This window comes from Neobacillus terrae, assembly GCF_011393025.1.
GTDB classification, from domain to species: domain Bacteria; phylum Bacillota; class Bacilli; order Bacillales; family Cytobacillaceae; genus Neobacillus_A; species Neobacillus_A terrae.
Genome location: NZ_JAAOEO010000005.1, coordinates 183,515 through 197,032 on the forward strand (window position 1 = coordinate 183,515; position 13,518 = coordinate 197,032).

Annotated in this window: 10 protein-coding genes and 2 pseudogenes; 4 read left to right on the forward strand and 8 right to left on the reverse strand. The window is 38.1% G+C overall.

What is annotated here, in order from left to right; translation table 11 throughout:
• The first annotated feature begins 128 nt into the window (after positions 1–128).
• Positions 129–506 (forward strand): VOC family protein, encoded by a 378-nt coding sequence (locus G8761_RS09240; RefSeq protein ID WP_166025850.1) that lies wholly within the window; start codon positions 129–131, stop codon positions 504–506.
• A 119-nt stretch (positions 507–625) separates the two neighbouring features.
• On the opposite strand, the gene G8761_RS09245 is transcribed toward G8761_RS09240, so the two are convergent.
• The 3 genes and pseudogenes from G8761_RS09245 to G8761_RS09255 form a co-directional block, all read right to left on the reverse strand.
• The gene (locus tag G8761_RS09245; RefSeq protein WP_166025852.1) at positions 626–1,759 is read right to left on the reverse strand and encodes a bifunctional cystathionine gamma-lyase/homocysteine desulfhydrase; all 1,134 of its coding nucleotides are present in this window, start codon (positions 1,757–1,759) and stop codon (positions 626–628) included.
• Between the two features lies 1 nt (position 1,760).
• Positions 1,761–2,683: pseudogene (locus tag G8761_RS09250) on the reverse strand (PLP-dependent cysteine synthase family protein).
• A 79-nt stretch (positions 2,684–2,762) separates the two neighbouring features.
• Positions 2,763–3,401 carry a class I SAM-dependent DNA methyltransferase gene (locus tag G8761_RS09255; protein WP_166025854.1) on the reverse strand — a complete coding sequence of 213 codons (639 nt, stop codon included), beginning with the start codon at positions 3,399–3,401 and terminating at the stop codon, positions 2,763–2,765.
• A 180-nt stretch (positions 3,402–3,581) separates the two neighbouring features.
• Between G8761_RS09255 and G8761_RS27825 the strand changes: the two are divergent.
• A pseudogene (locus tag G8761_RS27825) lies at positions 3,582–3,770 on the forward strand (LLM class flavin-dependent oxidoreductase); the annotation flags it as partial.
• 35 nt (positions 3,771–3,805) lie between these two features.
• Here the strand turns inward: G8761_RS27825 and G8761_RS09265 are convergent.
• The 3 genes from G8761_RS09265 to G8761_RS09275 form a co-directional block, all read right to left on the reverse strand.
• Entirely contained in the window at positions 3,806–6,148 is a 2,343-nt protein-coding gene (locus tag G8761_RS09265; RefSeq protein ID WP_166025856.1) for a YhgE/Pip domain-containing protein, read from the reverse strand.
• Positions 6,149–6,230: 82 nt separating this feature from the next.
• The gene (locus G8761_RS09270; RefSeq protein WP_166025858.1) at positions 6,231–6,797 is read right to left on the reverse strand and encodes a TetR/AcrR family transcriptional regulator; all 567 of its coding nucleotides are present in this window, start codon (positions 6,795–6,797) and stop codon (positions 6,231–6,233) included.
• A gap of 125 nt (positions 6,798–6,922) precedes the next feature.
• On the reverse strand, positions 6,923–7,939 hold the full coding sequence (locus tag G8761_RS09275; RefSeq protein WP_166025860.1) for an AI-2E family transporter: 1,017 nt from the start codon (positions 7,937–7,939) through the stop codon (positions 6,923–6,925).
• Positions 7,940–8,483: 544 nt separating this feature from the next.
• On the opposite strand from G8761_RS09275, the gene G8761_RS09280 reads away from it, so the two are divergent.
• On the forward strand, positions 8,484–9,563 hold the full coding sequence (locus tag G8761_RS09280; protein WP_166025862.1) for a site-2 protease family protein: 1,080 nt from the start codon (positions 8,484–8,486) through the stop codon (positions 9,561–9,563).
• Positions 9,564–10,508: 945 nt separating this feature from the next.
• Here the strand turns inward: G8761_RS09280 and aspA are convergent.
• Both aspA and G8761_RS09290 read right to left on the reverse strand, forming a co-directional pair.
• Positions 10,509–11,939 (reverse strand): aspartate ammonia-lyase, encoded by a 1,431-nt coding sequence (gene aspA / locus G8761_RS09285; protein WP_166025864.1) that lies wholly within the window; start codon positions 11,937–11,939, stop codon positions 10,509–10,511.
• Between the two features lie 15 nt (positions 11,940–11,954).
• A complete protein-coding gene (locus G8761_RS09290) occupies positions 11,955–12,959 on the reverse strand; it encodes an asparaginase (RefSeq protein WP_166025866.1) in 1,005 nt (334 codons plus the stop codon).
• Between the two features lie 177 nt (positions 12,960–13,136).
• Between G8761_RS09290 and G8761_RS09295 the strand changes: the two genes are divergently transcribed.
• A complete protein-coding gene (locus G8761_RS09295; RefSeq protein ID WP_166025868.1) occupies positions 13,137–13,478 on the forward strand; it encodes a helix-turn-helix domain-containing protein in 342 nt (113 codons plus the stop codon).
• Positions 13,479–13,518 lie beyond the last annotated feature (40 nt).

The window sequence follows — 13,518 nt, forward strand, 5'->3', positions numbered from 1 at the left end:
TGGTTAAAAACGTTATTACCTTTCCTTTATTCAAATTATAATCATAAAGGGAATTGATAATAACAAAAGTGATTGATAAAATAATTAAGGATTTAAAAGAAAAAAGTGTAAAAAAGGAGTACATAAAAATGATAAATAAAATTGGAAAAGTTACTGTCTATGTGAAAGACCAAGAAGAAGCAAAAGATTTTTGGATTGATAAAATAGGCTTTGTCCTAAAAATGGAACAACCTATGGGGCCAGACTTTTCCTGGATAGAGGTTGGGCCTAGTGATGACGAGTTTACTACATTGGTCCTCTATTCTAAAGAGGCAATGGAACAGCAAAAACCAGAGGCCGTTGCTCACCCATCTATTCTTTTCAGCACAAACGACATAGAAGCAGCCTATGAGAAAATGAAACAAAATGGCGTAAAAGTTGAAGATCTGTTAAGAATGCCATTTGGAACGATGTTTTCATTCAAAGATCAGGATGGGAATGATTATTTATTAAGAGAAGATAAGTAATAGTTGGATCTAATATGTACACATAAAAAAAGCAGAGTAATTCAAAATGTACTCTGCTTCTTTTATGTGTTTTATAGATACAGCACAATTATGGAACTGCTTTTAAAATAATTGGTTGTTTACTCAAGCGCCTTTCGAAGATCCTCAATTAAATCTTCTACATCCTCTAGCCCTACCGAAATGCGAACCAAACCTTCAGTAATGCCGAGCTCTGCTCTTCGCTCCGCTGGAATGGATGCATGTGTCATGCGGGCCGGCACGGATATTAAACTTTCAACCGCACCAAGACTCTCAGCTAAAGTGAAGTAATGAATTTTACTTAATAGATGATCCGCTTTTTCCCCACTGCCCACATCAAATGACACCATTCCTCCAAAACCTCTGGCCTGTTTTTTGGCAATTTCATGGTTTGGATGGTTCTCAAGGCCAGGATAAAATACCTTTTTGACAGAAGGATGCTGATTCAGGAAATTTACAATAGCTGCAGTATTTTCCTCTGTCTCTTCCATTCTGATACCCAAGGTTTTGATCCCCCTCATTAATAGCCATGAATCCTGAGGTCCCAGTACACCACCTGTAGAATTTTGCACAAAGTGGAGATCCTGTGCAAGCTTCTCGGTGTTTACAACCACAAGACCTGCTACCACATCGCTATGTCCTCCAATATATTTGGTGGCACTGTGCAATACAATATCTGCACCAAGTTCAATTGGATTTTGCCAGTAAGGGGTGGAGAAAGTATTATCAACAATTGTTAAGAGACCGTTTTCTTTTGCCAAACTGGAAGCTGCCTCAATATCTGTAATTTTTAAAAGCGGATTGGTTGGTGTTTCTAAATAAAGAGCTTTGGTATTTTCACGTATCTCACTGTGGATATTTTTCGGGTTGCTTGTATCTACAAAGGTCGATTCAATTCCGAATCGATTCAGCACTTTGCTCATCACCCGGAATGTTCCGCCATATACATCATCTGTCATGATGACATGATCTCCTTTATTAAACAGCATCATGACTGCTGTAATAGCAGCCATTCCCGAACCAAAAGCAAAGCCGGCAGTGCCGCCTTCAATATCTTTTATTAATTCTTCAAGAGCCTGCCTTGTTGGATTACCGGTACGTGAATATTCAAAACCTTTATGTCCCCCTACACCTTCCTGTTTGTAGGTACTGACCTGGTAGATTGGCACTGAAACTGCACCAGTATGCGGGTCACTGCTGATCCCGCCATGAATAAGCTTTGTCTTCCTTTTCATCTTAAATCCCACCTTCATAAATATTCTTACTTAAGTATCTTTCACTTCCATCTGGAAAAATAACGACAATATTCGTTTCTGTAGCTGCCTGTTCAGCTTCAATAAGAGCAGCCTTAAAAGCTGCACCCGATGAACTTCCAACCAAAAGTCCTTCTTTTAATGCCAGTTCACTTACAAGGCTGAAGGCATCCTGATCAGAAATAGTATGGATGTAGTCAAAATAAGACGGGTCCATGAAATCAGGCAACGATTCCATTCCAATCCCTTCTGTTTTATGAGGTCCTGGCTGCCCGCCATTGATAATTGAACCCTCAGGTTCAACAATTACCGTTTTGATATCCTTATTTTTTTCTTTAAAAATTTAGCCGTACCCATGAAGGTCCCGCCAGATCCAGCTCCAGCAACGAATATATTCACTTTTCCATCCATCTGATTCCAGATTTCAGGACCAAGGGTTTTATAATACGTTTGAGGATTGGCAGGATTGGAAAATTGCTGAGGACAGAAGGAACCAGGGATTTCTTCCACCAGCTCTGCAGCTTTTTCAATAGCTCCCTTCATACCTTTTTCAGTAGGGGTGTGAACGATTTCCGCTCCTAACGCCTTCATAATTAGCTGCTTTTCTGTACTGAATTTCTCAGGAACACAAAAGATCACATTTATATCTTGGTTTAGCGCAGCAAGGGCTATACCAATCCCAGTATTTCCAGCGGTTGGTTCAATTATAGTTCCGCCTCTTTTTAACCTTCCGCTTTCAATTGCATCTCTTAGAAGCTCCTGACCTAATCGGTCTTTCACACTTCCTCCTGGATTCATAAATTCAAGCTTGGCAAAAATATGGACACCTTCCGGCAAAGAAAAGCTGTTTATTTCTACAATTGGAGTATTTCCGATTATTGAATGGATATCTTTAAATACCTTCATACAAACACCCTTTCCGGGCTATTGATTTATTTCTTTTTATTATTTTGCCACTTCTAACATCAGAAATAGCTGGAAAGGTTTATAATTTAACACCCTCCATAATCCAGACAAAATCATTGCATCGAAAAAAAGATACTAAAAAACCGTTTTTCTCCATCATTCCTTTTAAAATGGGAATGGTCGAATAGTATTCGGACTGCAGATTGCTCGCAAGATTATGGAAGCCTTTTTCCTTTGCATTGTTAATTGCTTTTAAATAATCTTTTTCGGATTCATACATTGTATCAGCGAACACTATTTTACCTTCTTTAGGCAAAAGTTTGCCATAAAGGCTAATCGCTTCCTCTTTTTCTACATCAGTTAAATGATGAAAAGCATATGAACTGACAATGGACATAACGTTATTTAGCTCAGGAAATACCAGGAAGTCGCCATCCATAACTTCCGCATGTCTTCCCAGTTTTTCTTTTGCAATTTTCCTCATCGGTTTTGATGGTTCTATTCCTGTTACTTTATGCCCTTTCTCGAGCAGCTTAACAGTAATATTGCCTGTTCCTACACCGAACTCCACAACATTTCCCCTTGAACGTAAAGCCACTTCCTCCAGAATTTTATCGTATTTCTTAAATACCTCTTTATATTCCTCATCTTGCCCCAATACTGAAGCATCATAAGAATCGGCCCATTCTTCAAAAACATCCAGAAATTCTCTTCCCATTTCCTTCACACCTCTGGTAAACTTATAAATCCTATAAGCATACTATGTTTTAAAAGAAAACCTGTTCTCAATTTAACATAATGATCTTGTATTATCAATTCGAATCATCCAAAGACCTATACTTCCCAGGCAGAAAGGTGTTAGTCCCCCCCTGGCATACTATTCTGCTTCGAATGAAATCAAGCTGCCCTTATTGTCAGATGCCCACAGCAAATCATCGAAAAAATCATGCACCATTAGGAGCTTTTCGGCCACAGCGTTTTTAGCACAAATGGATATCAGCGGACTTCCCTATAAAAAACGGCTGAAAACATAGAACGATTAGCAGCAGAAGTTGTTCCTGTTATCCGAAAAGAGACGAGGAAATAAAAAAGAGGCGGACCTTTAATTGGTCCGTCCTTCTCCTATACTTCTTGCACCTGTATATTAGGCTGGCGCTTGAATTTCGCAATAAAGAAAGTTAATGTGGCAGCTAGGAATAAAGCAAAGAAGATGGCAATATGTCCAATGCTATCCCACATAAATCCAAAATCTCCTGTTGAAATTACCGATCTAAATCCAGAAATTGAATAGGTCATTGGCAAGTAGTGCATGATGTCTTGCAGGAATTTAGGACTTAGTTCAATTGGATACGTTCCCGCACTGCCTGTTAATTGCAAAATCAAGATAATAACAGCCAGGAAACGTCCCGGATTATCAAGCACAGTAACAAGGAATTGAACAATAGCTAGGAATGTCCAGCTTGTAAAAATAGTTAGCATGATAAAATAGGGAACACTCTTTACTTCAAGCCCAAGGCCCAACAACATGATAGCATCCACTAATAGCGCCTGGCCAATTCCCACCGCTAAAATAACCCCTGCTTTACCCATAAACCAGCTGAATCCGCTCTTCGGTTTTGAGGCTGGGTCAAACATTGGAAAAATAACTGAGAGCATAAGCGCACCAACAAATAGACTTAATGACAAGAAATAAGGTGCCAATCCAGTTCCGTATGTTGGAACATGGTTCATTTTCTTATCCTCAACATTTACTGGCTTTGCAAACATATCATAAACATGTTTGTTGGCTTTCACCTCACCAGCTTCTTTAGCTCCGCTTCCCAGCTGGTCGCTCAATTCTTTTGAGCCATTGGAAAGTTTATTCATGCCATTTGATAACTCATTTGAACCATTTGACAGGCTGGTCATTCCGCTATTCAATTCTTTTTGTCCTCTATAAAGCGAAGTTGTACCATCTGTCAGTTGTTTTGATCCCTGTGCAAGTTTATTGGTTCCGTTTTGCATTAAAGCAGAGCCGGAAGCTAATTGCCCTAATCCTGAAGTTAGGGAACTGCTGCCATTCTCAATCTGGCTAAAACCTTGTTGGGCTTCATCAAGCTTGGAACCAAACTGGGCAAGCCCCTGCTTTAACTGTTCCTGTCCACCAGTCAGCTTATTAGCTCCTCCTGATAATAGGTTTATCCCATCTTCTAACTTTTGTTGGCCTTGATTTAACCTATTAGCACCTGCAGCCAATGAGTCGGAACCTTGTTTAATTAGCTCAGCATTGCTTGCCAAAGAACCAACACCGCCGGCTACCTGCTGGCTTCCGTCCGATAATTGAGAAAGATTTTCCTCAACTATTTTTAATTCTGCCTGTTCCTTTGGATTAAGCGTACCTTTTTCCATCTCTTTTACATTTGCGAGCAGATCCTGTAAACCGTTACTAACCTTATCAGCACCCGCTTTGGTTTTATCTGCCCCATTCTTCCATTCTCCAACGGAAGAAGAGAGTCCAGAGGCACCTTCTGCAATACTTTTTGAACCATTTTGCAGTTCAGGCATACTTCCCGCGGCTGAAGCTAAGCCATCAGATAATTGCTTTGTTCCAGCCTCCGATTGCGTTGCACCTGCTAACAGCTTAGTATTCGCCTCTTTCATTTGCCCGAGGCCCGTGCTGAATTGCTGCAATCCGCTTTGAAGCTGTTGTGAACCAGAAGAAGCAGAATCTACTCCTTTAGAGAAAGCAACTGATTTTTCTGCTAGAACCTCAAGATTTTGTTCTAACGTCTTGGCACCTGAATTAACCGTCTTTGCCCCGTCCTCTAAATTGGTTGTGCCGTTTCCCGCTGTTTTAATTCCTTCAGTTAGACGATTTGCACCATCCTTGGCGTCGGTAATACCTTTATGGAGTTCTCCGGCACCGTTACTAGCCTTATTCAACCCTTCTGCTACATCTTTTAAAGATTTGAACATAGACTCAGCATACGTTTTCGTTACAGAGCCTGAAACTTCTTCTTTTATTTTTTCAATGGCTGAGTCACCAATTTTTGAGGACAAATAGTTGTTACCTTCATTAACTGTATAGATTAAATTGAGTTTTTTTGGATGATCACTTTGCAGTGTCGTTGCATTTTTTGAAAAATCTTCAGGTATTTCAATTTCTAAATAATAATCCTGATCTTTCAGGCCTTTTTTAGCCCTGCTTGCACTGACAAATTCCCAATTAAAGGTTTCTTTCTTTTTTAAATTCTTAACTAAATCATCGCCAATTTTTAACTGCTTGCTATTGTAAACGGCACCCTGGTCATTGTTTACAATTGCAACTGGCATTCTGTCCAAATGGGCATATGGATTCCAAAAAGCCCATAAGTAAGTTCCGCTGTAAAGCACCGGAATCGTCATCACACCGATAATGGGGATTAGCAACTTCCGCGTGCGAAGGATCCGCATAAATTCACTTTTTATCGATGCGAAAGCATTCATTATATTCACCTCATTGATAGTCTTGTTGTAATCTAATTGACTAAAAACCTCATTTAGTCATTTTTCAGCAAAAAAAGAAACTCTAATCCGAAAGTCGTTTTAATAAAAATACCTTCATTATTTCTGCGATTTTTTCGGAACTTAAAGCTTCGTGATTCTTTTCCCAATCCGATACTAGAGCAATGTATAGCTTAAACAGCAAAAAACTAGTTATCTCCAGGTCAGTCTGCAAAATCGTATGATTAACGCCCTCTAGTTTATGCTTAATATAAGCAATGATTTCATTCTCTATATGCTGAAGCATTTCCGTAACCGCTAATGTCCCCATCTCTTTCTCTTCCTGGATTAGTTTGATCATGAGCAAATGCTCCGAGCGGAACTCAAGCATCCGAAATAAAGCACGATGGACATTTTCCGTAAAGGGCAGTCCTGGCTGAATTACAGCCTCCGCCTCTGCTTTCATCTCGTGTACTAAGGTAGAAGCAATTTCAGCAAATAACTCTTCCTTGTTTTTAAAAAAGGTATAAATGGTGCCTTTGCCCACACTAGCTAGTTTTGCGACCTGATCCATTGTTGTCGCTTTATAACCAAACAAAGAAAAGGATTTTTCAGCGGCCTCAACAATTAACTTTCTGCGATCTATTCCCATAACTTCACCTCTAAAATCAAAATGACTATTTTTGTTTTTTGGTCATTTTTAATACTGTATTAATATACCACACTGTTTTTTGGGATTCAACCATAAGAAAATAAAAAAACCGCCCTGTTGAGCGGTCATATTTCTTTGGTTTCTACATTGAAAAGGTCTAACAAAAACATGAGCAAAGGAATCCCTAATAACATTCCCCATACCCCTAAATAATGCTCAGATATGATTAAGGTTAAAAAAGCCAGGAAAATAGGAAGTTTAGTCGCTTGTGACATTAATTTCGGGTTAAGAACATAGCTCTCCAAGGCGTGAAGAATCAAAATCAGAACCACTACCGATAAGACTTTTGATATACCGCCGATTGTAAACGCAATAATAGCAAGCGGTACAAAAGAAATGATGGCTCCAACTACTGGTATCAGTCCCAAAATAAACATCATAACACCAAGGCCGATAACCTGATGAAATCCAAGTATTGTTAAACCAATAATCGATAAAACAGCATTTATCAGGGAAATAAGAATTTGCAGCTGGAGAACCCGGCCAAAGGTATTGGCAAAATTCGTCCCTAAGTATTTGTAATACGAATAGAAAAAATGGATATTACTTGTTTCTAGTTTTTTGCAAAAATCTGCTATCTCTTTTTTACCAATTAATAAGAAAAAGCTTAAAAGGAAAGCCAACACCAATTGAAGACTGAATTCACTTACATGCGGGATAGCATGAATGATTGATGTGACAGCTTCTTTTGCATACGATTCCAAATTTATGTCTTTTAAAAATGCTTCAATTCTTGGATTTAACTGATTCGTATATTTGTCGATATTAAACGAAGCTATATTTTTGGCTATTCCGCTTAATTCTTTTGCTGAACGTGTGATATATCGTGTCAAACCGAAAATGACGGCGAAAAGAATAACAGCATACATCACAACGGTGATCAACTTCTCTTTGACCGGTACCACTTTTGAAATGGTTTTACGGAGAACTTGTTGAAGACTGTTAAAGAGATATGAAAAAATAAAGGTCAATAACAATAAATTCAACAACCCTCTAATACTGTACAAAACAATTACCAGCAATACCAAAGCAATTACCTTTTTGACTCCATTGTCTTTAAAAAAACTTTTCAAAAGCTCCATGTGTTTCCTCTTTCCTATACTATTGATAGATACAGTATATCAATAACTCTGCTTACATTTTATAGAAAAATCATTAACCAAGCAAAAAAGACCGACTAAAGGTCATTTTGTTTGAAAAATCAAAGACACTTTCTTATCGAACAACCATGATTTGTACAGAATTATCCGGATGAACGGCCTTTTACTTACTAGGGAAGCCAGATTCGTTGTTCAAAGACCTTCAAGTGCTCAAAACCCTTAAACCAATTCCACATTCTTACACTATTGATCAGCCAGGCATTAGAGTAATTTTGTAATTATCAATCACAAGAATCATAAAAGTACTCCATTTCGCATTTACATAGTTTTAACGGAAGCCTCTATTTGTTTCCTTTTTTTAATCCAACTTAGAAACTCGGTCACAAAAGGCTACCTACCCATCATAATATGAAGGCAGTTTTAAACAATTCCCTTTTTTATAGAACAATTTACATAAGGAAAATAAGACCAATTATTAGTGTAAGAGATTATAATAGTATATAAATATCACAAATGGGGTGTTTGGTTGGAAAGCAAAAGTAAAAACAAAACGGTATGGGGAAGCCTGATTGCTTTAGGAACTTTTTTCGCTGGAAAACTTAAATTTCTTGCTTTTTTTGCAAAGCTTATAAAGTTTAAAACATTAATTTCCATGTTCATTTCTGTGGGGGTTTATGCACTTGCGTATGGTTGGAAATTTGCCGTTGGGTTCGTCTATTTATTGTTCATGCATGAAATGGGTCATTTAATTGCCATGAAGAATAAAGGCTTTCCGGTAAAACCTGCGATTTTTATTCCATTTGTAGGGGCTGTTATTAGCGTGGATCCAAGGCAGATTCCCAATGCGAAAGTAGAATCCTATATTGCGTTCGGCGGTCCTATCCTTGGGTCAATCGCATTCCTTCCCTTTGCCGGATTGTATTGGGCAACGAATGAACCTCTTTGGGGTGTGTTAATGTTTGTTGGTGCCTTCCTAAACTTTTTCAATCTTGCTCCAGTTTCCCCGCTCGATGGCGGAAGAATTGTTGGTGTATTATCACCGAAAATTTGGTTTTTAGGTCTTTTAGGAATGGCTGTGTACACATACTTCAATCCAAGCATTATTATGTTTCTAATCCTCATATTTGGCATAACTGCTCTTTTCGATCGACGAAAACAAATCCTGCATCATGATCTTTTGATAGATCAAATTGCTTTTTTAGAAAAAGAGCTTTTTGCCGGTTGGGGAAACCCGGAAGAAAACGAATGGATTTTAACTCAAATCCAACAAGAAGAAAGAAGATTGGAGAATCTTGACTATTTCAAGAAACGGAAGCTGAAAATACAAATGGAATTGATAAAATACAAGAAAAAAGTGCTCGAAGAAAAGGACAACAGTCTCAAAAGTTATAACGCTGAACTTTTAATGGAACAATTCGAAAAAAATCTTTCTGCCGATTTAAAAAACTTCAAATCTGAATTAAACAGGCTGAAAGGCTACTATAAAACGGATGCTAAAACCAAATGGGCTGTTCTTATAACCTATCTTGTTTTAGTTATATTTCTAGCAATATTCGTGGGATATGGTCACAGCATCATGGAAGCACACAGGGATGTTATCAGATAAAAAGAAGAGATTTAATGGAGAAGGGGTTATAGGAGCCATGTAAGTGCTAAACTGGGGATAAATACTTTAAGAAAACAACTTCCTGGGTAAACTCTTAGTAACATGGTGCTTTGTTACTTGAAAATACTGTGAGGCAAGAGCTTTATGTTATCGCTGAGAGTGGCGGGCCACAAGCGCGAGGCGCCGAAGCTAATTAGTTTTTTAATTCCAATAATATAATACATTCGATAAAGGAAACTTTATCCCTTTTCATTTCATGACCTGGAATTTCAAGCACATAAAAGTGCATTAACAAGTGATTCGGTGCAATAGCCAATCTCGGCGTGCATTAAGAAATCTTTTTATGCATTCCTTATTTGCAATCATGCATTCCTTCCTTGAAATCGTGCATTTCTATTAAAAAATCATGCATTCATTTCTCGATTTCGTGCATTTCTATTAAAAAATCGTGCATTACTTTCACATGGTTCTTCATTTCTTTTTAAAATTTTTTCATTTCTTTTAAATAGCTCTTAAATTCTATCGTAAAATACTTCATTTCTATTTAAATGTTCTTTTTTCCCTTCAAAAAGTCCCACTTTTTCCACAAGACGGGGGTTTTTAACAGAAAGTGTGTTCAAAGTTATTTTGATGTTGACTTAGAAAAACTAGGCCTTTGCCTAAAGGACTTCGCGATGCCCTAGTTCTGATTATGCCTTCAGCATTTATAATTAGTTTCAAAAGAGGACCTTTTTACAGGTCCTCCATTTTTATGATGTTTGCCTGAATTCTTCTAATTTCCTCTTCCCTATTCCAAACGCAAAATACCTAATCGTAATAAGGACTAAAAATACAATTCCAGCAATAAGTGAAATACGGGTATCCTTTTTAAACCACATACCTACTAATAGAGTACCAAGAAAACCTTCTTCCTTTAAAGCCTGTGTAATATTTTCTAGGAAGCTATTAATCCCTTTCTAATAAAGAAGCGCCTGCGATTCCGGGATGAGTCATTTCATAAGGATCCAGGATTAAATTTAGTTCCTCTTCAGTCAGAACATCATATTTTAAACATAATTCCCTAATCGGCGCTCCGCTTAAGATGGCTTCCCTAGCAATACGAGCCGCAACTTCATAACCAATGTGCGGGTTAACAGCAGTAATCACCCCAACACTCTTCTCTACATACTCTTTTAATCTATCTTCGTTTGCTTTTATCCCTTCTACACAATTATCTGTAAAAGTACGAAATGCATTATTCATAATGCTGATCGATTGAAGCAGATTAAAAACCAAGACAGGCTCCATGACATTTAATTCGAGCTGTCCGGCTTCTGAAGCTAGGCAGATCGTATGGTCATTACCAATTACCTGGAATGCGACTTGGTTAATAAGCTCTGGCATAACAGGATTAACTTTTCCAGGCATAATCGATGATCCAGGCTGTCTGGCAGGTAATGTGATTTCCCCTAGTCCTGCCCTCGGACCTGAAGCCATTAACCGAAGGTCATTTGCGATTTTTGACATGTTCATCATACAAACCTTTAATGCTCCGGAAACTTCTGTATATGCATCCGTATTCTGAGTTGCATCGACAAGGTGTTCAGCACCCGTTAACGGCAGACCGCTGATGTCAGCGAGATGCTTAACCACTAATTCAATGTATCGAGGGTAAGCGTTTAATCCGGTTCCGACAGCAGTTGCTCCCATGTTCAATTCGTATAAATGCTGCCTTGATTGTTTAATACGCTTAATGTCACGTGCTATAACGCGACTGTATGCTTCAAATTCCTGTCCAAGCCTGATTGGTACGGCATCCTGCAGATGGGTGCGTCCCATTTTAATCACATGATTAAAATCCTTCGCCTTTTTTTCGAAAACTGAATGCATATCTTCCATTGTTGCTAACAAATTTTCCAAAAGGTTTAAAACAGATATATGAATTGCTGTTGGAAATGAATCGTTCGTAGATTGAGACATATTAACATGGGTGTTAGGACTGCAAACGGAATAGTCCCCTTTTTCTTTCCCAAGTATTTCAATTGCACGGTTCGCAAGGACTTCATTTATATTCATATTAATTGATGTTCCTGCCCCACCCTGGATAGGATCGACAATAATTTGCTCATGCCACTTACCTTCTATTATTTCCTCTGCCGCCTGGACAATGGCATCGGCAAGACTAGGATAAAGACGTTTAACATCCGCATTCGCCATTGCAGCTGCCTTTTTAACCATGGCCATCGCCCTAATTAATTCCGTATGAATGCGATAACCAGTGATAGGGAAGTTTTCTACAGCACGAAGTGTTTGAACTCCATAATATGCATCAGCTGGGACTTCTTTTGATCCTAAAAAATCTTTTTCAAGGCGAAATTTACTCGTTGTGACTGTCATATTATCGCTCTCCTATTAATCTTCTTTTTCCGATTTTATTGTTAAGTCTCCTGCAATGGGAGTTTCAATCATTTCTTTAACCTGTTCTATTGTATCAGTTTGTCCAAGCGCCCACATTAATTTTGCCAAGATTGCTTCCGTATTCATATCTCCGGATAAAATGATCGGGAGCTGGGCTACCTTATGTCCAACTTCATAGAGAAGTAAATCTTCACCTTCTTCAAGGCATTGCGTTGTGATGACAACGGCAATACCCAGTTCAGTTAGCTCCTGAACTTTAGATACCAAGTCTCTTCCTTCAAAAGGTAAACCACCATTTCCAAAGCTTTCAATAATAATTCCTTTATATAAATCCTTAAGAAAATCAAACATCTCTGATTTCATACCAGGATATAACTTCATTAAAAAAACATCCGTACATAAATTTGTATTTAATGATAGGTTTTTTATTTCGCATGAAGGTTTCCAAAGATATTTAACTTCTTTATTATTCACATAAGCAACATAGGGATGATTGATACTCTCAAAGGCATCATAGCTTTTGGTGCGCATTTTTACCGCTCTCGTTCCGAGAATCACCCGGCCATCGAATACGACAAACACTCCGCCGATTTCTTCACAGGCAAATCGAAGCGCATCAGCAACATTTTTCTTTGCATCCGTTTTTTTAAAACTGATCGGAATCTGTGAGCCGGTTAGCACAACTGGTTTTTCCAGACCCTGAAGCATATAAGAAAGTGCAGAAGAGGTATAAGCTAATGTATCTGTTCCATGAGTAATGACAAATCCATCGTATTCACTATAATGGGCATAGATTGAATCAGCGATTTTAACCCAGTGCTCTGGCTGCATATTCGTACTGTCTATATTCATTAAGATTTTACCGTCAATTTTTATATCCTCTGATGAATCCGGTATGTAATGAAGTAATTCTTCAACAGATAAACCTGGAACAAGTCCCTCATTTCCTTCAACTGAAGCAATCGTACCACCAGTAGCAAGCAATAGTATTTTCTTCATAAGAAACATCTCCATAATAGGAACTTTTTTCGCAATATGCGTATTTCTATAAGTTATTATAGAACTATATTCCGAAATTTCAAGACTTTTCGTATTCAATTCGCGTACCTTTTTCTTTTCTCGTTTTTTTTACTATGTTATAATGACCTAAATATTTAGAAAACGGAGTTAGAAACGATGCTGGAACATTTATCCAAATTAAGAAAACAGCAAAAATGGTCCCTGCAGGAAACGGCTGATCAGCTGGGGATGGCGAAAAGCACTTATGCGGGATATGAATCTGGATACCGTGAACCCTCTCTTCAGTCGTTATCTCATATCGCTGATTTATTTGAAACCACTGTAGATTTTTTAATTGGGAGAACAGATCAGGAACAGGACTATATAGAAATCACGAACCTATTAGAAAAACCTGATGCTAAAATTTCAATAGACGAAAAACCTTTATCTGCTGATGAAATAGTGGACTTTGTCGCATTTGTAAGGTTAAAAAGAAGCATAAAAGAGAAAAAAATTTGACTGGCTTTATGTTCTGTTTGGTAAGATTTCTGCTGCCGTT